The 22899-nt window shown below is 72.5% G+C and carries 21 protein-coding genes; 10 read left to right on the forward strand and 11 right to left on the reverse strand.

All coding sequences use genetic code 11. From position 1 onward, the window contains the following. Positions 1-277 precede the first annotated feature (277 nt). Both AB0J24_RS14745 and AB0J24_RS14750 read right to left on the reverse strand, forming a co-directional pair. Positions 278-874, reverse strand: a complete 597-nt coding sequence (locus AB0J24_RS14745; protein ID WP_358680869.1) for a histidine phosphatase family protein — start codon at positions 872-874, stop codon at positions 278-280. A gap of 14 nt (positions 875-888) precedes the next feature. Beyond that, positions 889-1314 carry an HIT family protein gene (locus AB0J24_RS14750; protein WP_358680872.1) on the reverse strand — a complete coding sequence of 142 codons (426 nt, stop codon included), beginning with the start codon at positions 1312-1314 and terminating at the stop codon, positions 889-891. Between the two features lie 56 nt (positions 1315-1370). On the opposite strand from AB0J24_RS14750, the gene AB0J24_RS14755 reads away from it, so the two are divergent. The 3 genes from AB0J24_RS14755 (at position 1371) to treY (ending at position 6584) form a co-directional block, all read left to right on the forward strand. Further along, positions 1371-1838, forward strand: coding sequence for a PPOX class F420-dependent oxidoreductase (locus AB0J24_RS14755; RefSeq protein ID WP_358680875.1), 468 nt, complete (start codon positions 1371-1373; stop codon positions 1836-1838). A 190-nt stretch (positions 1839-2028) separates the two neighbouring features. Next, entirely contained in the window at positions 2029-4197 is a 2169-nt protein-coding gene (glgX, locus tag AB0J24_RS14760; protein ID WP_358680877.1) for a glycogen debranching protein GlgX, read from the forward strand. Positions 4198-4208: 11 nt separating this feature from the next. After that, a complete protein-coding gene (treY, locus tag AB0J24_RS14765) occupies positions 4209-6584 on the forward strand; it encodes a malto-oligosyltrehalose synthase (RefSeq protein ID WP_358680880.1) in 2376 nt (791 codons plus the stop codon). Positions 6585-6615: 31 nt separating this feature from the next. Here the strand turns inward: treY and AB0J24_RS14770 are convergent, their stop codons facing one another. After that, positions 6616-7077, reverse strand: a complete 462-nt coding sequence (locus AB0J24_RS14770) for a DUF5709 domain-containing protein (protein ID WP_358680883.1) — start codon at positions 7075-7077, stop codon at positions 6616-6618. 84 nt (positions 7078-7161) lie between these two features. On the opposite strand from AB0J24_RS14770, the gene treZ reads away from it, so the two are divergent. The 5 genes from treZ (at position 7162) to ugpC (ending at position 13391) form a co-directional block, all read left to right on the forward strand. Further along, on the forward strand, positions 7162-8919 hold the full coding sequence (treZ, locus tag AB0J24_RS14775) for a malto-oligosyltrehalose trehalohydrolase (RefSeq protein ID WP_358680886.1): 1758 nt from the start codon (positions 7162-7164) through the stop codon (positions 8917-8919). 203 nt (positions 8920-9122) lie between these two features. After that, positions 9123-10070, forward strand: a complete 948-nt coding sequence (locus tag AB0J24_RS14780) for a sugar ABC transporter permease (protein ID WP_358680889.1) — start codon at positions 9123-9125, stop codon at positions 10068-10070. Next, positions 10067-10945, forward strand: a complete 879-nt coding sequence (locus AB0J24_RS14785; RefSeq protein ID WP_358680892.1) for a carbohydrate ABC transporter permease — start codon at positions 10067-10069, stop codon at positions 10943-10945. Before AB0J24_RS14780 ends, AB0J24_RS14785 begins: the two co-directional genes overlap by 4 nt. Before the next feature lie 47 nt (positions 10946-10992). Beyond that, positions 10993-12327 carry an ABC transporter substrate-binding protein gene (locus AB0J24_RS14790; RefSeq protein ID WP_358680895.1) on the forward strand — a complete coding sequence of 445 codons (1335 nt, stop codon included), beginning with the start codon at positions 10993-10995 and terminating at the stop codon, positions 12325-12327. Next, positions 12327-13391, forward strand: coding sequence for a sn-glycerol-3-phosphate ABC transporter ATP-binding protein UgpC (ugpC, locus tag AB0J24_RS14795; protein ID WP_358680898.1), 1065 nt, complete (start codon positions 12327-12329; stop codon positions 13389-13391). Before AB0J24_RS14790 ends, ugpC begins: the two co-directional genes overlap by 1 nt. An 80-nt stretch (positions 13392-13471) precedes the next feature. Here ugpC and AB0J24_RS14800 read toward each other — a convergent pair whose 3' ends face one another. Further along, positions 13472-14458 carry a malate dehydrogenase gene (locus AB0J24_RS14800; protein WP_358680901.1) on the reverse strand — a complete coding sequence of 329 codons (987 nt, stop codon included), beginning with the start codon at positions 14456-14458 and terminating at the stop codon, positions 13472-13474. A gap of 97 nt (positions 14459-14555) precedes the next feature. Between AB0J24_RS14800 and AB0J24_RS14805 the strand changes: the two genes are divergently transcribed. Further along, the gene (locus AB0J24_RS14805) at positions 14556-15746 is read left to right on the forward strand and encodes a DUF418 domain-containing protein (protein ID WP_358680904.1); all 1191 of its coding nucleotides are present in this window, start codon (positions 14556-14558) and stop codon (positions 15744-15746) included. Here the strand turns inward: AB0J24_RS14805 and AB0J24_RS14810 are convergent. Genes AB0J24_RS14810 through pyk form a run of 5 tightly spaced genes read right to left on the reverse strand, consistent with a single transcriptional unit; the run spans position 15724 to position 20648 of the window. Continuing rightward, positions 15724-16215, reverse strand: coding sequence for a CoA-binding protein (locus AB0J24_RS14810; RefSeq protein ID WP_358680906.1), 492 nt, complete (start codon positions 16213-16215; stop codon positions 15724-15726). The genes AB0J24_RS14805 and AB0J24_RS14810 overlap by 23 nt on opposite strands. Further along, positions 16212-17552 carry an O-acetylhomoserine aminocarboxypropyltransferase/cysteine synthase family protein gene (locus AB0J24_RS14815; protein ID WP_358680908.1) on the reverse strand — a complete coding sequence of 447 codons (1341 nt, stop codon included), beginning with the start codon at positions 17550-17552 and terminating at the stop codon, positions 16212-16214. The genes AB0J24_RS14810 and AB0J24_RS14815 overlap by 4 nt, the downstream gene beginning before the upstream one ends. A 24-nt stretch (positions 17553-17576) precedes the next feature. After that, a complete protein-coding gene (locus AB0J24_RS14820) occupies positions 17577-18290 on the reverse strand; it encodes a dienelactone hydrolase family protein (protein ID WP_358680911.1) in 714 nt (237 codons plus the stop codon). Then, a complete protein-coding gene (locus AB0J24_RS14825; protein ID WP_358680914.1) occupies positions 18290-19201 on the reverse strand; it encodes an acyl-CoA thioesterase II in 912 nt (303 codons plus the stop codon). Before AB0J24_RS14825 ends, AB0J24_RS14820 begins: the two co-directional genes overlap by 1 nt. A 22-nt stretch (positions 19202-19223) precedes the next feature. Then, the gene (pyk, locus tag AB0J24_RS14830; RefSeq protein ID WP_358680917.1) at positions 19224-20648 is read right to left on the reverse strand and encodes a pyruvate kinase; all 1425 of its coding nucleotides are present in this window, start codon (positions 20646-20648) and stop codon (positions 19224-19226) included. 147 nt (positions 20649-20795) lie between these two features. Between pyk and AB0J24_RS14835 the strand changes: the two genes are divergently transcribed. Continuing rightward, positions 20796-21131: a VanZ family protein gene (locus AB0J24_RS14835; RefSeq protein WP_358680920.1), complete on the forward strand. Its 336-nt coding sequence runs from the start codon at positions 20796-20798 to the stop codon at positions 21129-21131. Positions 21132-21366: 235 nt separating this feature from the next. Here the strand turns inward: AB0J24_RS14835 and AB0J24_RS14840 are convergent, their stop codons facing one another. After that, positions 21367-22005, reverse strand: a complete 639-nt coding sequence (locus tag AB0J24_RS14840; RefSeq protein ID WP_358680922.1) for a DUF2461 domain-containing protein — start codon at positions 22003-22005, stop codon at positions 21367-21369. After that, positions 22002-22898 carry a prolipoprotein diacylglyceryl transferase gene (gene lgt, locus AB0J24_RS14845; RefSeq protein ID WP_358680924.1) on the reverse strand — a complete coding sequence of 299 codons (897 nt, stop codon included), beginning with the start codon at positions 22896-22898 and terminating at the stop codon, positions 22002-22004. Before lgt ends, AB0J24_RS14840 begins: the two co-directional genes overlap by 4 nt. Position 22899 lies beyond the last annotated feature (1 nt).

Consider the following 22899-nt stretch of genomic DNA (forward strand, 5'->3'; position numbering starts at 1 on the left):
GGTCCCCCGCCCGGTCGAACCGACTCGGATGCCGTGGGCTCGGAACGGCCGCCCGGGTTCCCGTCGAGCGTAGGTACGCGACCCGAAAACGTCAGGTCAGCCGGGGTGCGTACCGACGGACGGCAGCACGACGGCGACGAACGGCAACAGCGGGTCGCATCCGCTTGTCCGATCGGGCGCACCGCCGGACGGACGCGGGCCCTCGCGTCGCCGGACGGTCGACGTCCCCGGCCGAGCTGCGCACGGCCGGCGGGTGGCGCCGGCGGTCACCGCGGCCTCACAACAGGTCCCTGACGTGCGAGATGTCGTTCACCGTACGGACCTTCCGCATTCCGTCCCGAGCGCACACGATCCGTGTGACGCCCACGTAGTCGAGCGGGAACGGCAGCGTCCGGTCGGTCCCCAGCACTGTCGCCAGGTAGGCGTTCACCACCCCGGCGTGGGCCACCACGACGGCGGTCGCCCGGCCGGGGTGCGCGGCGACGATCTCCTCGATCCCGGCCCGGACCCGGCCCAGGAAGGCGTCGACGTCGACGTGTGCCGGCAGGTGCCCGCTGCGCATCCGCTCCCAGGTCTGCGGGTCGGCCTCCGCCATCTGCGCGATCGGGACGTACTCGGTTCGTTCGGCGTCGAACTCGCGCAGGTCGGCGCGGGTGGCCGGGACGATCCCGCGGGCGGCGGCCAGTGGTGCCGCCGTCTCGATCGCACGTCGCATGGTGCTGGTGTAGAGCGCGTCGACCGGGTCCTCGGCCAGCGCCGACACCAGGCGCCGGGCCTGGTCGTGTCCCTGCGGGGTCAGCCCCGGATCGGCGAACGCGCCGTCACGGTGTTCGACCCGCTGCGGGAGGGCGTGCCGGACCAGGACGAGATGCACCGCCCGGCCCCGGATCAGGCCGGCACGTGGTCGCCGTGACCGGCGGCACGCAACGCGGCCCGCAGGGACTCGGCGTGGCCGTCCTGTTCGGCGCCGTCCACGGTCGCCGCGGCGTTCGCGAAGTCGAACGCCGCCATGTCCCAGGCCGGGAACACGTGCACGTGCAGGTGCGGGACCTCGAACCCGGCCACCATCAGCCCCACCCGCGGCGGGTCCCAGACCTCGCGCACCGCGCCGCCGACCGCGTGCGCCACCCGGGTGAGGTGCGCCATCAGTTCCACGTCGGCGTCCACCCACCGGTCGACCTCGGTCCGCGGTACGACGAGGGTGTGCCCCGGGCCGAGGGGGTTGATCGAGAGGAAGGCCACGCACCGCTCGTCGGCGAAGACGAAGCGGCCGGGGATGTCACCGTCGATGATCTTGGTGAAGACGCTGCTCACGGGTCCGGACCCTAGTACGCCGGGCAGCGGTCCGGTGGCGCACATACGCTGGCCCCATGCCGCGCACCATCGCCACGACCACCCGCGTCGAGCTCGACGAGCTGCTCGAGTTCGTCCGCCCACGCCACCACATGGTGCTGCTGACCACCCGTTCCGACGGCGGCGTGCAGGGGTCCCCGGTCACCGGCGGCGTCGACGACGCGGGCCGGATCGTGATCTCCACCTACCCGGAGCGGGCCAAGGCCACCAACGTCGCGCGGAGCGGGACCGCCTCGGTGGTCGTGCTCTCCGACGACTTCGGCGGCGCCTGGGTCCAGGTCGACGGTGCCGCCGAGCTGCTCACCCTCCCCGAGGCGCTGGAGCCGCTGGTGGACTACTTCCGCACGATCTCGGGCGAACATCCCGACTGGGACGCCTACCGCCGCGCGATGGCCGACCAGGGCAAGGCCCTGATCCGGATCACCCCGACCCGATGGGGCCCGGTCGCGACCGGCGGCTTCCCGGCCCGGCTCGCCCAGGCCTGATCCGCTACTGGGACACTCGGCGGGCCGGTCGCGCGTCCGGTCCGTGAGCGGTGCCGGCCCGCGAGGTGTGCTGTGGCACACGCGTCCGGCGGTCACGAACGACCGACGCGTCTCTGTGGCAGCAGTGCCCGCCCCGATAGGTTTGAGCGCCTGCACGGCCGTCGGCCGGGCGCGAGGAAAGGACCGCAGCATGCAGCCCTGGCCCGGGCACGCCTACCCGCTGGGCGCCAGTTACGACGGCACCGGCACCAACTTCGCCCTGTTCTCCGAAGCTGCCGAGGCGGTCGAGCTCTGCCTGTTCGATCCCGACCCGGACGCGCCCGGCGGGCTGGCCGAGACCCGCGTGCGGCTGAGTGAGGTGGACGGCTTCGTCTGGCACGGCTACCTCCCCGGGGTCGAGCCCGGCAGGCGCTACGGCTACCGGGTGCACGGCCCCTACGACCCGGTACAGGGCCTGCGCTGCAACCCCAACAAGCTGCTCATCGACCCGTACGCCAAGGCCCTCGACGGTCCGGTGGACTGGGACGAGGCGGTGTTCGGCTACAACTTCGGCGATCCCGACTCGCGCAACGACACCGACTCCGCGCCGTTCGTGCCGAAGTCGGTCGTGGTGAACCCCTACTTCGACTGGGGCTCGGACCGCCCGCCGAAGATCCCCTACAACGAGACCGTCGTCTACGAGGCCCACGTCCGCGGGCTGACGGTGCTGCACCCCGAGGTCGAGCCGGAGCTGCGCGGCACCTACTCCGGCATCGCCCATCCGGCGATGATCGAGCACTACAAGCGACTGGGGGTGACCGCGGTCGAGCTCATGCCGGTGCACCAGTTCGTGCAGGACCACCACCTGCAGGAGAAGGGCCTGTCGAACTACTGGGGCTACAACACCATCGGGTTCCTCGCGCCCCATCACGACTACGCCAGCGGCGCCGCCCGCACCGGGTCCCAGGTGCCCGAGTTCAAGGCCATGGTGCGCGACCTGCACGACGCGGGCATCGAGGTGATCCTCGACGTCGTCTACAACCACACCGCCGAGGGCTCGGACATGGGCCCGACGCTGTCCATGCGGGGCATCGACAACCATGCCTACTACCGGCTGGTCGACGACGACCCGCGCTACTACATGGACTACACCGGCACCGGCAACTCGCTCAACGTGCGCAACCCGCACACCCTGCAGCTGATCATGGACTCGTTGCGGTACTGGGTGACCGAGATGCACGTCGACGGGTTCCGCTTCGACCTCGCCTCCACCCTGGCCCGCGAGTTCTACGACGTGGACCGACTGTCGACCTTCTTCGACCTGGTCCAGCAGGATCCGGTGATCTCGCAGGTCAAGCTGATCGCCGAGCCGTGGGACGTCGGGCCCGGCGGCTACCAGGTCGGGAACTTCCCGCCGCTGTGGACCGAGTGGAACGGCAAGTACCGCGACACCGTCCGCGACTTCTGGCGCGGCGAGGCGGGCACCCTGGGCGAGTTCGCCTCGCGCATCACCGGCAGCTCCGACCTCTACCAGGCCGACGGCCGGCGGCCCTACGCATCGATCAACTTCGTGACCGCGCACGACGGGTTCACCCTCGCCGATCTCGTCTCCTACAACGAGAAGCACAACGAGGCCAACGGCGAGGGCGGCAACGACGGCGAGAGCCACAACCGGTCCTGGAACTGCGGCGTCGAGGGCCCCACCGACGACGAGGCCGTGCTCGCGCTGCGCGCCCGCCAGCAGCGCAACTTCCTCGCCACCCTGCTGCTCTCGCAGGGGACGCCGATGCTGCTGCACGGCGACGAGCTGGGCCGCACCCAGCAGGGCAACAACAACGTCTACTGCCAGGACAACGAGATCTCCTGGCAGGACTGGGAGCTCGGCGACAAGCACGACGACCTGGTCACCTTCGTCTCCGGGGTGGCCGCGCTGCGCCACGCCCACCCGTTGTTCCGGCGGCGCCGGTTCTTCGCGGGCAAGCCGATCGGCCGCTCGTCGGCCGAGGACGCCGTCGCCGACATCGGCTGGTTCACCCCGGCCGGGCGGGAGATGCGCGAGGAGGACTGGGACAACGAGCTCGGCCGCGCCGTCATCGTGTTCCTCAACGGCGAGCAGATCGCCGACGTCGACCAGCGCGGGCAGCGGATCACCGACGACTCGTTCCTGCTCTGCTTCAACTCCTACTGGGAGGACATCGACGCGACGCTGCCGCCCGCCGAGTTCGGCTCGGCCTGGGAGACCGTCGTCGACACCCACTCGGGCGAGGTCCGTCCGCCGGCCGGCGCCGGTCACAACGGGACCGACGTCGACCCGGTCTCCGCGGGCTCGGTACTGACCCTGCCCGCCCGTTCCCTGCTCGTCCTGCGATCGAAGGGCTGAGGCGCACCAGCATGAACCGCCTTCCGGGTTCCACCTACCGGCTGCAGTTCTCCCACCGCCACACGTTCAGCGACGCCAGGGCACTGACCGGGTATCTGGACCGGCTCGGTGTCGGCGCGCTGTACGCGTCACCGCTGCTCGCGTCGGGCACCGGCTCCGACCACGGCTACGACGTCGTGGACCCGACCAGGGTGTCCGCCGAGCGCGGTGGGGAGGACGGGTTGCGCGCGCTGCTCGACACGCTGCGCGAGCGCGGCCTGACGCTCCTGCTCGACATCGTGCCCAACCACGTGGGCGTCGCGACGCCCGCCGAGAACCCCTGGTGGTGGGACGTGCTCACGCACGGGCCCGCGTCGCGGTGGGCCGGCCACTTCGACATCGACTGGGGTGCCGGGCCGCTGCTGCTGCCGGTGCTCGACGCCGACGAGCAGGGCGCGCTGGAGAAGCTCACCGTGGTCGACGGCCCGAGCCCGGAGCTGCACTACTTCGAGCACCGGTTCCCGATCGCGCCCGGCACCGGCGAGGGCACCGCCCAGCAGGTGCACGAGCGGCAGCACTACCGGCTCGTCTCCTGGCGGCGCGGCGCCGCCGAGCTGACCTACCGGCGGTTCTTCGACGTCTCCGATCTCGCCGCGGTCCGGGTCGAGGACCCGCAGGTCTTCGCCGACACCCACGCGACGGTGCTGCGGCTGATCCGCGAGCACGACACGATCGTCGGGCTGCGGGTCGACCACCCGGACGGGCTGTCCGACCCCGGCGGCTACCTGCGGCGGCTCCGCTCGGAGATCGGCCCGTGGAAGTGGCTGCTGGTGGAGAAGATCCTCGGCGTGGGTGAGGACCTCCCGGCGTCCTGGCCGGTCGACGGCACCACCGGCTACGAGGCGCTGCGCGAGGTGTGCGGGGTGTTCGTCGACCCGGACGGCGCCGGGCTGCTCACCCAGTTCGCCGCCGAGCACACCGGGGAGAAGCGCTCGGCGCACGCCGTCGAGGACGACGGCAGGCACCTGGTCGTCGAGCAGATCCTCCTCGCCGAGGTACGGCGGATCGCCGACGCGTTCCGGGCCGGCCCCGGTGCCGACGCCGGGCTCACCGGTGTCGACCTGACCTCCGTGACGGCCACCGACCTGCACGACGCCGTCGCCGAGCTGCTCTGCGGGTTCCCCGTGTACCGCTCGTACCTGACCCCGCGGATCGCCGAGGGCCGGGCGGCGGCCGACGTCGCCGTCTCGGTCGCCCGCACCCGGCGACCCGAGCTCGGTCCGCTGCTCACCGGGCTCTACCGCGGCCTGGTGGGCGATCCCGGTTCGGAGTACGCGACCCGGCTGCAGCAGACCTCCGGCATGGTCACCGCGAAGGGCGTCGAGGACACCGCGTTCTACCGGTACAACCGGCTCGTCGCACTGAACGAGGTCGGCGGTGATCCGGCCCGCTTCGGTGTCTCCGTGCGCGAGTTCCACGCCGGGATGGCGCACCGGGAGGCCGGCCGGTCGCGCACCATGACCACACTGTCCACCCACGACACGAAGCGTTCCGAGGACGTCCGGGCCCGGCTCGCCGTGCTCGCCGAGCGCCCCGCCGACTGGGCGGAGCGGGTCCGCCGCTGGTCGGTGCGCCATCCGTTGCCGGACCGGTCGCTGGAGCTGCTGGCCTGGCAGTCGCTGGTCGGCGCGTGGCCGATCCCGGCCGACCGGCTCGCCGCCTACCTGGGCAAGGCCGCGAAGGAGGCGAAGCTCGTCACCTCGCACGTCGACGCGGTCGCCCAGGTCGACGCCGCGATCGCCGACTGGCCTGCGGCGGTGCTCGCCGACATCGAGCTGGTCGAGGAGATCGAGGCGTTCGTCTCCGGGATCGCCGGGCCCGGCTGGTCGAACTCGCTGGGCCAGAAGCTGCTCCAGCTCGCCGGCCCCGGGGTCCCCGACGTCTACCAGGGCACCGAGCTGTTCGAGTACTCGCTGGTCGACCCGGACAACCGGCGCCCGGTCGACTTCGCCGCCCGGGAGCGGCTCCTGGAGCGGATCGACGCCGGCTGGCAGCCACCGGTGGACGCCGACGGTGCGGCGAAACTGCTGGTCACGGCCGCCGCGGCGCGGCTGCGCCGGTACCGGCCGGAGCTGTTCACCGGGTACGGCCCGCTGCCGGCGCAGGGCCCGGCGGCCGGGCACGCCGTCGCGTTCTCCCGCGGCGGCGGCGCGCTGGTGGCCGTCGCGACCCGGCTGCCCGAAGGGCTCGAGCGCCGCGGCGGATGGGCGGACACGACCCTGCCGCTGCCCGGCGGGTTCGACGACTGGCACGACATGATCGGGAACCGACCGGTCGGCAGCGCCGCGCCGCGGCTCGGGGACCTGCTGAGCCGCTACCCGGTGGCCCTGCTGGTCCGCCCGGCCTGACCGGCCCGGTCCCCGGCCCGGGCGCCGGGGATCAGGGCCGTTCGTCGTCGACCACGTGCACCGCGGCCTCCTCGGCGGAGGCCCCCGCGCCGTCGATGCCGGCGTCACCGGCGGTCAGGTCCTTGGTCCCGCCACCGGAACCGTCGAAGGTGCCGTCGTCGACGGTGAGCCGGCCGGCGCGCCGGCGGCCGACCTCGGCGTCGCGCAGTTCCCCGTCGGTGTCGGTGCTGTCGCCGAGGCTCTCCCCGGTCGCGTCGTCGAGGTCGGTGCCGCCGCGCGCGCCCGCCCGGGCCGGGTCCTCGACGTTCCACGGGTCGGGTACCTCGTCGGCGAGACGCTCGTCGAGGGACTCGTGTTCACGGGAGTTCCACGGCCGGTCCGGGGGCGAGTAGCCCTCGTCGAGGACGTCGGTGAGGTCGCCGTCGTCCAGGGTGTCCCCCGGCTGCAGCTGTGCGTACTGGTCGGTGTCGTCACCGGTGTCCGGGTCGCTCATCGGGGCAGGCTACTGGGCCCGGGTGAAATGTCCCACGTGATCCCGGGCGCGCGGACGCGCCGACCGGTGCGCGAGGATCAGGGGGTGACGGAGTTCGCCGTGTGGGCCCCCGACAGAAGCCGCGTCAGCGTCGTGATCGGCGACGAGCAGATCGCCATGGCTCCGGCCCCGGGCGGCTGGTGGCGCGTCGACCTGCCCGACCACGGACACGGCACGGACTACGCGTTCGTCGTCGACGACGGTGCGGGCGGGTGGTCACAGCCGCTGCCCGACCCACGATCCGCCTGGCAGCCTGCCGGGGTGCACGGGCGCTCCCGGGTCGTCGAGCACGACACGTTCTGGTGGACCGACGACCGCTGGACCGGGCGGGCGCTGGCCGGGTCGGTGCTCTACGAGTGCCACATCGGCACGTTCACCGACGACGGCACGTTCGACTCGGCGATCTCCCGGCTCGACCACCTGGTCTCGCTCGGGATCGACCTGGTCGAGGTCCTGCCGGTGAACGCCGTCGACGGCCCGGTGAACTGGGGTTACGACGGCGTCGGCTGGTACGCCGTCACCGAGAACTACGGCGGCCCGGACGCCTTCAAGCGGTTCGTCGACGCCTGTCACGCCCGCGGCCTCGGCGTGGTCCTCGACGTCGTCTACAACCACCTCGGCCCGTCCGGGGCCTACCTGGACCGCTTCGGCCCCTACTTCGCCGGATCGAACATCTGGGGCCCCTCGCTCAACCTGGACGGTCCCGGCTCCGACGAGGTACGCCGCTACGTGATCGACAACGCGCTGATGTGGCTGCGCGACTTCCACGTCGACGGGCTGCGGATCGACGCGGTGCACGCGCTGCGCGACACCCGCGCCCAGCACGTCCTGGAGCAGCTGGCCGTCGAGGTGACCGCGCTGGAGGCGCACGTCGGGCGGCCGCTGTCGCTGATCGCCGAGTCCGACCTCAACGACCCGCGGATGATCACCGCACGGGAGGGCGGCGGTTACGGCCTGCACGCCCAGTGGGCCGACGACGTCCACCACAGCCTGCACTGCGTGCTCACCGGGGATCGCCAGGGCTACTACGGCGACTTCGCCGACGCCGGCCTGGACGGGCTGGCCCACGTGCTCGCCCGCGGCTTCCTGCACGAGGGCACGTGGTCGTCGTTCCGCGGGCGCAGCCACGGCGCACCGATCGACACCGCCCGCGTCCCGGGCAGCCGGCTGGTCACCTACCTGCAGAACCACGACCAGATCGGCAACCGGGCGGCCGGGGACCGGTTGACCCACACCCTGTCCCCCGGGCTGCTGGCCTGCGGTGCGGCGCTGCTGTTCACCTCCGCCTTCACCCCGATGCTGTTCATGGGCGAGGAGTGGGGTGCGCGCACGCCGTGGCAGTTCTTCTCCCGTTTCCCCGATCCCGGCCTGCAGCAGGCGGTCCGTGACGGCCGTCGCAGGGAGTTCGCCGAGCACGGCTGGGACGCCGCGGCCGAGGTGCCGGACCCGAACGCCGAGTCGACGTTCACCGACTCGAAGCTGGACTGGAGCGAGCCCGAGCAGGAGCCGCACGCCACCCTGCTGCGGATGCACCGCGAGCTGATCGCGTTGCGCAAGACCTGGCCGGAACTGTCCGACCCGTGGCTGGACTCGGTCGGCGTCGACGTGCACGCGCAGGCCAGGACGCTGGTGGTGAACCGCGGCGCGATGCGGGTGGTGGTCAACCTGGGCCCGGAACCGGTGACGCTCTCGCTCGGCGCGACCATCACCCGGATCCTGCTCGCCTCGGAGCCGACGCGGAGCGAGAACGATTCGTTCACCGTTCCGGCGGAGGCGTTCGCGATCTGCCGCGTCACGGTCTGACCCGGCTCCGGCGGCCGCCTCGGCCGACCGGGAACGAAGCGACATGCTGACGCGTTCGGACGCAGCTCCGCTACACCGCAAGCTGCTTGCCGTTCACCTGATCGTGGGTATCTCTCCACGTCCGCGTCAGCCCGGGCTGCGAGGGTCTGCGGGGTCGCAAGGGCGCGGTCCACCACCGTGTCCCCCTGCTCCCTCGAGGTCCGATGACGTCTACCGCCACCCGCCCCGACGTGCCCGTCCGGGAGCGACCACCCGGGCGGCGCCGGCGCCGGTTCACCGCGCGTGACCGGCACGACTTCTGGGTCTTCCTCGCCCTGGTGCTGCCGAACGTCGCGCTGATCATCGTCTTCGCCTACCGCCCGGTGATCGAGAACCTCCGGTACTCGATGCTGGACTGGACCCTCGGCTCCCCCAGCGCGAGCTGGGCCGGGATCGACAACTACGTGCGGTTCTTCACCTCGCCGGCGTCCTGGGGGATCCTCTGGACCACGCTGGTGTTCACCGTGGTGACCGTCGGCGGCTCGATGGTGCTCGGTCTGCTGATCGCGCTGGCGCTGAACCGGCGGGTGCCCGGCACCGGGATCGCCCGGGCCGCGGTGTTCTCCCCCTACGTGCTGTCCGGGGTCGGTGTCGGCCTGGTGTGGCTGTTCGTGTTCGACCCGACGATCGGCGTGCTGGGGGCGGTGCTGCGCGGGTTCGGCGGGACCGCACCGGACTTCTTCAACGACCCCACGCTCTCGCTGGTCATGATCTGCGTGGTCTACGTCTGGAAGAACATGGGCTACGCGGCCGTCATCTACCTGGCCGGGCTGCAGTCGATCCCGCGCGACCTGCTGGAGGCCGCCGCGCTCGACGGCGCCGGCCCGATCCGGTCGTTCGTCCGGGTGGTGCTGCCGCTGCTGTCACCGACGACGTTCTTCCTGCTGGTCACCAGCGTGCTGAACTCGCTGCAGGCGTTCGACCTGATCCGGATCATGACCCCGCTGGGCAACGGCACCACCACCCTGATCTACGAGGCGTACCTGCAGGCCTTCGGCTCCTACAACCGGGCCGGTTACTCCGCGGCCGTGTCGACGGTGCTGTTCGTGCTGCTGGTCGTGTTCACCCTGGTGCAGCTGCGCTGGATGGAACGGCGGGTGCACTACGCATGAGCACCCGCACGACACCCCGGAGAACGGCCCGCGAGGCGCTGTCCGCGCGCAGCCTGCTCGACGCCGTGCTCTCGGCCTACGTCCCGCTGGTACTGGCCGTGCTGGTCGTGGTCTTCCCGCTGCTGTGGATGATCCTGACCTCGGTCAAGCCGTTGCCGGAGATCATCACACAGACCCCGACCCTGCTGCCCGTCGACCCGACCTGGGAGAACTACGCGACCGCGGCCGAGCGGCTGCCCTTCGCCCGGGTGTTCGCCAACTCGGTGCTGGTCACCGTGGTCGGCGCCGTGATCAAGGTGGTGCTGGCCGTGTGCACCGCCTACGGGCTGGTCTACGTCCGGTTCCCCGGCAAGAACATCATCTTCGCCGGGCTGCTGGTGACCCTAATGGTTCCGCCGCAGGTCGCGCTGCTGCCGAACTACACGCTGATCACCTCGCTGGGCGGGGCGGACACCTACTGGGGGATCATCGTCCCGGGCCTCGGGACCGCGTTCGGGACGTTCCTGCTCCGTCAGCACTTCCGGACGATCCCGCCGAGCCTGACCGAGGCCGCCGAGCTGGACGGTGCCGGGCACTGGCGGCGGCTGACCCGGGTGGTGCTGCCGGTGTCGGCGCCCACCGTGGCCACCGTCGCGCTGATCACGATCGTCTCCGAGTGGAACGACTACCTCTGGCCGCTGGTGATCATCTCCCAGCCGGACATGATGACGCTCCCGGTCGGCCTCACCCTGCTCGCCAACGTGGACAACAAGGCCGCCGCGTACGGCCAGCTGATGGCCGGATCGGTCGCCGTGATCATCCCCGTACTGATCGTCTTCGTCGCCCTGCAACGGTACGTGATCGCCGGTCTGACCCAGGGCGCCGTCAAGGACTGAGCGCACCCGCTCCCCGCACCACACATCCATCCGAGAGGACACCCGTCATGAACCTGTCCGTCGACCGGCGCGGCTTCCTGAAGTTCGCCGGCATCGCCGGTGCCGCCGCCGCGCTTGCCGCCTGTGGTGGCCCCTCCACCTCCGACGACGCCGGTGGCGCCGCCGCGGAGATCGACTACTCCGGGGTGCAGCCGGCGAGCGAGATCACCTGGTGGTCGAACAACCCGGGCGGTTCCGAGGCGGTGTCCCGGCAGATCATCGAAGCGTTCCACCAGGAGAACCCGGACATCCGGGTCAACCTGGTGACCGCGGGCAGCAACTACGAGGAGATCGCGCAGCGCTTCCAGACCGCGCAGGCCGGTGGCACGCTGCCCGACCTGGTGGTGCTCTCCGACGTCTGGTGGTTCCGCTACTACATGCAGCGCTCCATCGTGCCGATGGACCCGCTGATCTCTGCCGTCGGCATCGACACCGCCGACTACCGCCAGCAGCTGATCGAGGACTACCGCTACGACGGCCAGCTCTGGGCGCTCCCGTGGGCCCGCTCGACGCCGCTGTTCTACTACAACAAGGCGCACTGGGCCGCCGCCGGACTCCCCGATCGCGCCCCGGAGACCTGGGCCGAGTTCGGCGAATGGGGGCCGCGGCTGCAGGCCGCCGGAACGGGGGTGCAGAAGGCGTTCCAGCTGCCGGCACTGGCCGACTACGCGGGCTGGACCTTCCAGAACAACCTCTGGGGCGAGGGAGGTGCGTTCAGCGAGGACTGGACCGTCACCTGCGACTCCCCGGAGGCGGTCCGCGCGATCGGGTTCCTCGCCGACGCCGTCTACACCGGCGGGTGGGCCGGCGTCGCCGGGACCGAGAGCACCACCGACCTCGCGGCCGGGGCGGCGTCGGCCACCGTCGGTTCCACCGGCAGCCTGGTCACCATCCTCAATGCTGCCGACTTCGAGCTGGGCGCCGGCTTCCTGCCGGCCGGCCCGGTCGACGGCCCGGTCTGCCCGACCGGCGGCGCCGGGCTCGGCATCCCGGCCGGGATCGAACCGGAGCGCCAGCTCGCGGCGGCCACCTTCGTCAAGTTCCTCACCTCACCGGAGAACGCGGTGCTGCTGTCGCAGGCGACCGGCTACCTGCCGATCCGCAACTCCTCGGACGTCTCGTCGCTGCTGGCGGAGTCGCCGCTGCGGCAGGTCGCGATCGACCAGCTGGAGGTGACCCGCACCCAGGACCGGGCCCGCGCCTTCTTCCCCGGTGCCGACCAGGAGATCGCCCGGACCTGCGCGAACATCCTGAACCAGCGGGCCGACGTGCAGACCGAGCTGACCGCCCTCAAGGGCACGCTGGAAGGCATCTACGCCGCCGACGTCGAGCCGAACATCTGATGGCCGCGGTCACCTTCGCGTCGGCGACCCGGATCTACCCCGGCGCCCCGGCCCCGGCGGTCGACGCGCTCGACCTGGAGATCGCCGACGGCGAGTTCCTGGTGCTCGTGGGCCCCTCGGGCTGCGGCAAGTCGACCTCGCTGCGGATGCTCGCCGGCCTGGAGGACGTCGACGACGGCGCGATCCGGATCGGTGACCGCGACGTGACCGACGTCCGCCCGAAGGACCGCGACATCGCGATGGTGTTCCAGAACTACGCGCTGTACCCGCACATGACGGTCGCCGCGAACATGGGCTTCGCGCTCACCAACGCCGGCCGGCCGCGCGCCGAGATCGACCGGCGGGTACGGCAGGCCGCGGAGATCCTGGATCTGGTCCCGCTGCTGGACCGCAAGCCGCGGGCGCTGTCCGGCGGGCAGCGGCAGCGGGTCGCGATGGGCCGGGCCATCGTCCGCGAGCCCGCGGTGTTCTGCATGGACGAGCCGTTGTCCAACCTGGACGCCAAGCTGCGGGTGTCCACGCGTACGCAGATCGCCGGGCTGCAGCGCAGGCTCGGCGTCACCACCGTCTACGTCACCCACGACCAGGTGGAGGCGATGACGATGGGCGACCGGGTGGCGGTGCTCGATCGCGGCGTGCTGCAACAGTGTGCGGCACCCCGCGAGCTCTACGACCGCCCGGCGAACGCCTTCGTCGCCGGGTTCGTCGGCTCACCGGCGATGAACCTGGTGACCGCGCCGGTGGACGGGGACGCGGTGTCGCTCGGCGGGGTCCGGATCCCGCTGCCGCGATCGGTCCCCGGTCCGACCGTGACCGTCGGAGTGCGCCCGGAGCACCTGGCCCCCACCTCCTCGGGCGAGGACGGTCTGGCGGTCACCGTCGGCGTCGTCGAGGAACTGGGCGCGGACGCCTACGTCTACGGGACCCTCACCGGCTCGGACACGCCGCTGGTCGTGCGGGTGGACCCGCGCACCCCGCCCGCGCCGGGCGAGACGCTGCACCTGGTCCCCGACCCGGCCCGCACCCACCTGTTCGACGGGGCGACCGGCGACCGGATCGGCTGAGCCGCACACCAGAGCGCCCCGGTCCGCACCTGCTGCAGCGGGTGCGGGCCGGGGCGAACGGAGGTCCCGGGCCGGACGGGTCAGAGCAGGCCGAGCTTGCGCACCGCGTCGCGCTCCTCGCCGAGCTCGGCGACGCTCGCGTCGATCTTCGCGCGGGAGAACTCGTCGATCTCCAGGCCCTGGACGATCTTCCACTCGCCGTTCTCGGAGGTGACCGGGAACGAGGAGATCAGCCCCTCCGGGACGCCGTAGGAGCCGTCCGAGGGGATCGCTGCGGAGGTCCAGTCGCCGGCCGGGGTGCCGTTGACCCAGTCGTAGACGTGGTCGATGGCGGCGTTCGCGGCCGACGCCGCCGAGGACGCGCCCCGGGCCTCGATGATCGCGGCACCGCGCTTGGCGACGGTCGGGATGAACTCGTTCTCCAGCCAGTCCCGCTCGACCTGCTCGGCGGCGATCTTGCCGCCGACCTCGGCGTGGAACAGGTCCGGGTACTGGGTGGCCGAGTGGTTGCCCCAGATCGTGAGCTTGCGGATCTCGTCGAGCTCGACCCCGAGCTTCTTCGCGAGCTGGGCCAGCGCACGGTTGTGGTCCAGGCGGGTCATCGCGGTGAACCGCTCGGCCGGGACGTCCGGTGCGGCGGCCTGGGCGATCAGGGCGTTGGTGTTGGCCGGGTTGCCGACGGCCAGGACACGGATGTCGTCGGCGGCGCCGTCGTTGATGGCCTTGCCCTGCGGGCCGAAGATCCCGCCGTTGGCCTCGAGCAGGTCGCCCCGCTCCATGCCCTTGGTACGCGGGCGGGCGCCCACCAGCAGGGCGACGTTGGCGCCGTCGAAGGCGGCCTTCGCGTCGTCGTAGATGTCGATGCCGCGCAGCAGCCGGAAGGCGCAGTCGTCGAGCTCCATGGCGGTGCCCTCGGCGGCCTTGACGGCCTGCGGGATCTCCAGCAGGTTCAGCTTCACCGGGGTGTCGGACCCCAGTAGCTGCCCGGAGGCGATCCGGAAGAGCAGCGCGTAACCGATCTGGCCAGCGGCTCCGGTGACGGTGACGGTAACTGGGGTAGCAGACACGTGCCGGACCCTAGCCCGGTGCGCCCCGGATCGCCGCGACGGGGAGCACACCGGAGCGCTCCAGGTGGCCGGAACCACACCCGGTAGCGTCCGCGCGGTGCGTGCACTCCCGGTGTCGAGGCGTTCCGCGGCCCCGGACCTGGCCCGCGGGGCGGCGCTGCTGCTGATCGCGGTGGCGAACGCCCACACCTTCGTGCACGACCGCGGGATCGGGGTGCGCGGCTACCCGCAGGACCTGGCCGGCGCGGACGCCGTGCTCGCCGCCGTGCAGCTGATGGTGGTCGACGGCCGCGCCTACCCGCTGTTCGGCATGCTGTTCGGCTACGGGATCGCGATGCTGGCGCGGCGCCGGACCGAGCCCGGGCGGCCCGCCGGCGCCCCGGTCGTCGCTCTGGTCCGCCGCCGGGGTGCCGCGCTGTTCGGGATCGGGGCGGCGCACGCGATCCTGCTGTGGTCCGGCGACATCGTCGCCGCGTACGGGCTGCTGGCGATGGTGCTCGCCGGGCTGCTGGTGCGCGGCAGCACGGCCGCGCTGGCGGCCACCGCCGCCGCGACGATCGCGGTCAGCTGCCTGCTCTACCTGCCGGTCGCGACGACGAGCGCCGACGTCGCGTCGGGCACCCCGTCGAACGTCACCGACTCGGCCGCGGCGGCGCTCTCCGCCCGGTTCGGCGAATGGCTCTTCGGGTTCCTGCCGATCAACGCGCTCGCGCTCGCCGGAGCGGTCGCGATCGGGGTCCTGCTGGCCCGCGCCGGGTGGTGGGACGACCCGGTCCGGTACCGCCGGAAGCTGGCCGGCGCCGCCACCGCGGGGATCACGGCCGGGCTCCTGGGCGGGCTGCCGCTCGCCCTGGTCGCGGCCGGGGTGTGGGAGCCGGGCACGCTCGGGGGCCTGCTGGCCGGGCCGATCCAGGCGTTGTCCGGATACGCCGCCGGGATCGGGTACGCGGCCGCCGCCGGGCTCGTCGCGGCCCGCTGGGCCGGGCGGGGCGGGCCGGGGCCGCTGGGCACGGCGCTGCTGGCCACCGGGCAGCGGTCGCTGTCGGCCTACCTCGCCCAGTCGGTCGCGTTCGTCGCCCTGTTCCCGGCGTGGACGCTGGGCCTCGGCGCGGGGCTGCCGGTGTGGGCGGCCACCCTGTGCGGGATCGGGGTGTGGTCGGTGACGGTGCTGGTCGCGGCCGCGTCAGGACGGGCAGGCCGGCGTGGACCGGCCGAGACCCTGCTGCGCACGCTCACCTACGGCCGCCGGGCCGGGCCGGGCCCGGTCAGCCCCGGCGCCGGGAGCTGATCACCCCGGTGTTGAACCCGGCGAGGTGCAGCCCACCGGCGAACCGGGCGTGCTCGACCTTGAGGCAGCGGTCCATCACCACCTCCAGCCCGGCCGCCTCAGCCCGGCGGGCGAGATCGGCGTCGAACAGGCCGAACTGCAACCAGAAGGTGCGCGGGAGCGGGTCGAGGGCCAGCACCTCGTCCAGCACGCCCGCCAGGTCGGCGGGCCTGCGGAACACGTCGACCAGGTCCGGGACGACCGGTAGCTCGGCCAGCGAGCGATGCACCGGCCTGCCGAGGATCTCGGTCGCGTTCGGGTTCACGAAGTGGACCTCGTACCCGGTGGAGGCGAGCAGATAGGTCGCGACGAAGTTGCTCGCCCGCGCCGGGTTGGCCGAGGCACCGACGACCGCGACCGTGCGGGTCTCGTGCAGGATCTGCTGTCGCCGGACGGCGGGCGGGTTCTCCCAGGTCGGCTCCGAGCTCACGTGGTCTCCTTGATCGCCGCGGTGAGGGCCTGGTCGAGGTCCCAGAGGATGTCCTCGGGATCCTCCAGGCCGACCGAGATGCGGATCATGTCCCCCGGCACCCCGGCCTGCTCCAGCTGCTGCGGGGTGAGCTGCTGGTGGGTCGTCGACGCCGGGTGCAGCACCAGCGTGCGGGCGTCGCCGACGTTGGCGAGATGGCTGCACAGCTGCACCGCCTCGATGAACCGGGCACCGGCGGCCCGGCTCCCCTGCGTGCCCCCGGCCGGTGCGGCGACCCCGAAGGAGAACACCGCGCCGGGCCCGTCCGGCAGGTAGCGCGCGGCCCGCCCGTGGTGCGGGTGCGATGCCAGGCCCGGGTAGGTGACGTAGGACACCCGCGGATCGGCCTCCAGCCACTCGGCGACCCGCTGCGCGTTCGCGACGTGCGCCGCCATCCGCTGCGGCAGCGTCTCGACCCCCTGCAGCAGCAGGAACGCCGAGTGCGCCGACAGCGTCGCACCGACGTCACGCAGCTGCTCGGCGCGCAGCTTGGTCAGGAAACCGAGCTCCTGGAAGTTGCCCCACCAGGTCAGCCCACCGTAGGACGGGACCGGCTCGGTCATCCCGGGGAAGTTGCCGTTGCCCCAGTCGAACGTGCCCGCCTCCACGACGACACCGCCGAGGGTGGTGCCGTGCCCGCCGAGGAACTTCGTGACCGAGTGGATGACGATGTCGGCGCCGTGCTCGATCGGCCGGCACAGGTAGGGCGTGGCCAGCGTCGCGTCGACGATCAGCGGCAGCCCGGCGGCGTGCGCGACCTGCGCCAGCCCGGTGATGTCGGCCACCTCACCACCGGGGTTGGAGACGACCTCGGCGAACACGAGCTTGGTCTGCGGCCGGATCGCGGCGGCGTAGTCGGCCGGGTCGGTGCCCGGGACGAAGGTCGTGTCCACACCGAACCGGCGCAGCGTCACGTCGAGCTGGGTGATCGTCCCGCCGTACAACCCGGCCGCGGCGACGACGTGGTCCCCCGCACCGGCGAGCGCCGCGAAGGTCAGGAACTCGGCGGACTGGCCGCTGGCCGTGCACACCGCACCGATGCCGCCCTCCAGGCTGGCGAGGCGTTCCTCCAGCGCGGAGACGGTCGGGTTCGCGATCCGGGAGTAGATCAGGCCGTACTTCTGCAGCGCGAACAGCGACGCCGCGTCGTCGGTGTCCCGGAAGACGTAGCTGGTGGTCTGGTGGATCGGGACGGCCCGCGAACCGGTCGCCCCGTCCGGCACCGTCCCGGCGTGCACGGCCCGGGTGCGGAACCCCCAGGCGCGGTCCTGCTGCTGGCTCTCACTCACCCGGCCCATCCTGCCCGCACCACCGGGGCCGCGTCACAGGTGCTCGCCCAGGAAGGCCAGCACCCGCGCGGTCGCGTCCGTCGCGGACGGCTCGTGGTACTCCAGGTGCATCGGCGTCCGTGCGGCGAGCGACCCGGTGACACCCGGTGTCCGGGTCATGAAGGAGTGGCCGGCCTCGGGATAGACCTTCACGTCGTGCGGGATCCCGCGCTCGGCGAGATCGGCCGCCAACCGCTGCGGATAGCCGTCGGCGAACTCCAGGTCGCGGCCGCCGAAGCTGGCCACCACCGGGCACAGCGGCTCCACCCGGGCGGCGGTGCGGCCGTAGAACGGCACGGCGACCCGGTACAGCCCGGTACCCGACAGCAGCAGCGCGAACCCGCCGCCCATGCAGAACCCGATGACGCCGATCCGGTCGGCGTCCACGGTGGGTTGACCGGCGAGCCAGCGCCGGGCCGACTCGCACTCACCCAGCGCGGCGCCCCGGCCGGTCGCCATCGTCGTCATCGTGGAGGCCACGCACAGCGGCTTGACCCGGCCACGCGCGAACAGGTCGGGGATCAGCACGGTGTAGCCCTCACGGGCGAGGTCCCGGGCGATCCGGCGCATCTCCGGGGTCATCCCGAGCATCTCGTAGATCATCACCAGGGCCGGCCCGGGCGTGTCGCCGCCCTCCGGCCGGGCCAGGAACCCGGGCAGCCGCCCGCCGTTGACGCTGGGGACCGACACGTCCGCCTCGGTGATCATCACTGTCCCCTCGGGCCCCGGACCCGGACCAGGCCCTCCTGCATGGTGGTCGCGACCATCCGGCCGTCCTCGGTGAAGAACCGCCCCCTGGCCAGTCCCCGGCCGCCCGAGGCGGCGGGTGAGTAGCACTCGTAGAGCAGCCACTCGTCGGCCCGGAACGGCTCGTGGAACCACATGGCGTGGTCCAGGCTGGCCATCTGCACCTCACCGGTGGGCTTCGCGTGGCGGGCGAGGACGGAGCCGAGCAGCGTCAGGTCGCTGGCGTAGGTGAGCAGGCAGACGTGCAGCAGCCGGTCGTCGGGCAGCTCACCGTCGGCGCGCAGCCAGAGCCGGGTCGGTTCCTCGGTCGGCCCGGTGGAGTGTGACGCGGGCGGCTCGTCGATCAGCCGGATGTCCAGCGGCCGGGGCAGGCCGGCCATCCAGCCGCCGTCGCCGCGCAGCGCACGGGCCCCCAGGTCGTCCACCTCGTCCGGGGCGGGCACACCGGCCGGCATCGGCTCGGAGTGCACCAGCCCGTGCTGCTCCAGCTGGAACGACGCGGACAGCGCGAAGATCGCCTCACCACGCTGCACGGCCAGCACCCGCCGGGTGGTGAAGGAGCGGCCGTCGCGCACCCGCTCGGTCTCGTAGACGATCGGGATGCTCGGGTCCCCCGGCCGGATGAAGTAGGCGTGCAGCGAGTGCACCCCGCGGTCGTCGGGGACCGTGCGGCCGGCCGCGACGAGCGCCTGCCCCGCCACCTGACCGCCGAACACCCTGGGCAGCGAGACCGGTGGGCTGACCCCGCGGAAGAGGTTCTCCTCCAGACGTTCCAGGTCGAGCAGCGCTACCAGGTCGTCGAGCACGGCCTGGCCACGCGGGACACCGTCGACGGCGGTCGGTCCGGGCAGGGATCCGGGATCGGCACTCACGGGGACGGAGTATGCCGGTTCCTCAGGCGTGGTCGTCCTCGCCGAGACGGTGCACCCGGATCAGGTTGGTCGAGCCGACGGTGGCGGGCGGCGAACCGGCCACGATCACCACCAGGTCACCCGGCTTGAACCGGCCGATGGACAGGATCGCGTGGTCGACCTGGCGGACCATCGCGTCGGTGGAGTCGACCTTGTCGACCAGGAAGGTCTCGACCCCCCAGGTCATCGCGAGCTGGCTGCGCACCGCGGGCTCCGGGGTGAAGGCGAGCAGCGGCAGCCGGGTGTGCAACCGGGCGAGCCGGCGCACGGTGTCGCCGGACTGGGAGAACGCGACGAGCGCCCGTGCGGAGAGCCGCTCGCCGATGTCCCGGGCGGCGTAGGACAGCACGCCGCGCTTCGTCCGCGGCACGTGGTTCAGCGGTGGCACCGTCGCCGGGCCTGCCTCGACGGCCTCGACGATCTCGGCCATCGTCCGGACGGTCTTGATCGGGTACCGCCCGACGCTGGTCTCGCCGGAGAGCATCACCGCGTCGGTCCCGTCGAGCACCGCGTTCGCCACGTCCGACGCCTCGGCCCGGGTCGGGCGCGAGTTGGCGATCATCGAGTCCAGCATCTGGGTGGCGACGATGACCGGCTTGGCGTTCTCCCGGGCGATCTGGATGGCCCGCTTCTGCACCAGCGGGACGTTCTGCAGCGGGAGCTCGACACCGAGGTCGCCGCGGGCGACCATGATCCCGTCGAAGGCCAGGACGACGGCCTCCAGGTTGTCGACGGCCTCGGGCTTCTCCAGCTTGGCGATCACCGGGACCCGGCCGCGGCCGGAGTTGTCCATGATCTTGTGGACCAGGTCGATGTCCGCGGGGCTGCGCACGAAGGACAGCGCGACGACGTCGACCCGCAGCGAGAGCGCGAACTCCAGGTCGGAGATGTCCTTCTCCGACAGCGCGGGCACGGTGACGTTCATCCCCGGCAGGTTCAGGCCCTTGTTGTCCGAGACGGGGCCGCCCTCGGTGACCCGGCAGACCACGTCGTTGCCCTCGATCGCGACGACCCGCAGGCCGACCTTGCCGTCGTCGACCAGCAGCCGGTCGTCGACCTTCGCGTCCTGTGCGAGGCCCTTGTAGGTGGTGGAGACACGGTCGTGGGTGCCGGCGACGTCGTCGACGGTGATCCGGACCTCCTCCCCGGTGCGCCACTCGGTGGGTCCGTCGGCGAACCTGCCGAGGCGGATCTTCGGCCCCTGCAGGTCGGCCAGGATCCCCACCGCACGACCGGTGGCGTCGGCCGCGGCGCGGACCATGTCGTAGACCTGCTTGTGGTCCTCGCGGTCACCGTGGCTGAAGTTGAGCCGAGCCACGTCCATCCCGGCGTCGACGAGGTCGCGGATCCGGTCCGGTGTCGCGGTGGCCGGACCGATGGTGCAGACGATCTTGGTTCGACGTGTCACGGCGCCCACCCTAGCGCCGTTCTGGAACGATCAGGTTCTCTCGACGCGGCCTGTCGGTGTCCGGTGCGGGCCGTGGCGCCGACGGTGTCCGGGCCGGTGAACGGGCCGGTCGGCGTGCCCCGCCGGGACGACCGGCAGACTGGGCCGGTGCGTGTCCAGCCCTTCGTCCTCGCGCTGCTGCTGAGCCTGGTGGTGCTGTTCACCCCGGCCGCCGGAGTCCCGGCCGCGCCCCCGGGCACCGACAAGGTCGTCCATCTCGCGGTGTTCGCCCTGCTCGCGGTCACCGGGCGGATGGCGGGCATCCGCGCGTGGCCGCTGCTGGCCGGTCTGGTGGTCTACGCCGCTGCCTCCGAGGTGCTGCAGGCGCTGCTGCCGCTGGGCCGCAGCGGGGACCTGCTGGACGGGCTCGCCGACGTCGCGGGCGCCGTCCTCGGCATCGGCCTGTACGCCCTGTTCGACCGGTCCAGGACACGAGCCGGCTGAGTGCCCGGGCGGGCGCTCCGGGCGCACGGACGGGCCGCTCCGGCGGACGGGGGGGCGCTCCGGCGGACGGGGGGCGCTCCGGCGGACGAGCCGGACAGCCGGCGAGGCCGGGACGGGAATGTCGGTCGGCGCGTTTCCGCTCACCAGGTGAGCGGAAACGTCCGGACGCACACCCCGGGAGCCCGGCCCGGGGGCTTTCCGCCGGTGGTGTCCGGGCCGAGCGACCGTCCGGCGCTCAGCGGCGCGGCTGCTCCGTCGGCCCGACGTGGTCGTCGAGCCACTCGGTGACCGGTCGCGCGGCGCACCAGACCTTCCGAACCCGGTCACGGGCCCGGGGCCCGTGCAGCACATCGTCCGGAGGCCAGCGGCGGAACACGAAGATCCCCTTGTGCCGCAACAGGTCCAGTCGTGGGTGCGCCGGATCGGTGCCGCGCGGGCGGGTCGCGAGGGTCTCCCCGCCGAGGGTCAGGCCGTCGCGCTCGGCGGCGATCAGCCGGGCCCGGAGGTCCTCGCCGCGGCGCTCGTCGTCGACCGCGGTCCGGAACCGGGCGAGCTGGTCGGCCGCCATCCGGTAGTAACCGCCCGCGGCGAACAGCCCTTCCGAGGAGACCTCCACGTAGAACGGGGCTGCATAACCGCCGCAGTGTGTCTTGTAGGGCGTCTTGTCGGCCGAGAACCGGACGTCGCGGTGCGGGCGGAACACCTTGCCGGGGCCGAACTCGGGCTCCAGGTCGGCGAGCAGCGCGTTCATCGGGCCGCGGACGTCCGCCTCGTAGATCGCGCGCTGGTCGGTCCAGTACGCCTTCGAGTTGTCGGCGAGCAGCCCGTCGTAGAACTCGACGGCGCCCTCACCGAAGCCCTCGAAGGCGTTCACGCGTCCTCCCGGGTCGCGGGCCTCTCCTCCGGATCCGCCTGGGAGAACTCCTCGCGGCCCTTCGGCGCGAGCACGATGTAGGCGATCGCCCCGGCGAACAGCACCGCGGACACGACCACGTTGATCCGCAGGTCGCCGAGGACCCGGGTGGCCGGGTCGGTGCGCATCATCTCGATGAAGAACCGGCCGAAGGTGTATCCGGCGACGTAGACGGCGAACGCACGGCCGTGGCCGAGCCGGAAGCGCCGGTCCGCGTACACGACGAGCGCCGCGACGGCGAGATTCCACAGCAGCTCGTAGAGGAAGGTCGGGTGCACGACCGCGATCGGCGTCGGGTCCAGCGCGACACCGGCGAGCGGGTCCTCCAGGCCGGTCGCCGGATCGACCCGGCGGTAGATCTCCAGGCCCCACGGCAGCGTGGTCGGGCCGCCGTAGAGCTCCTGGTTGAACCAGTTCCCGAGCCGCCCGATCGCCTGCGCCACCACGATGCCCGGCGCGACGGCGTCGGCGAACACCGGCAGTGGCACGCCGTGCCGGCGGCAGCCGATCCAGGCCCCGACACCACCGAGGGCGATCGCACCCCAGATACCGAGCCCGCCGTTCCAGATCGCCAGCGCGCCCCAGGGGTCGCCACCGGGTCCGAAGTAGACGTGCCAGTCGGTGGCGACGTGGTAGAGGCGCCCGCCGAGCAGGCCGAACGGGACCGCCCACACCGCGACGTCGAGCACGGTGCCCGGTCGCCCGCCACGGGCCACCAGCCTCCGCTCGCCCCACCACAGGGCGACCGCGATACCGGCGATGATGCAGAGCGCGTACGCCCGGATCGGGATCGGGCCGAGATGCCACACCCCGCGGTCCGGGCTGGGGATGGACGCGAGGGCGGCGGTCAGCATC

The sequence above is a fragment of the Pseudonocardia sp. NPDC049635 genome (assembly GCF_040659795.1).
Classification (GTDB): Bacteria; Actinomycetota; Actinomycetes; order Mycobacteriales; family Pseudonocardiaceae; genus Pseudonocardia.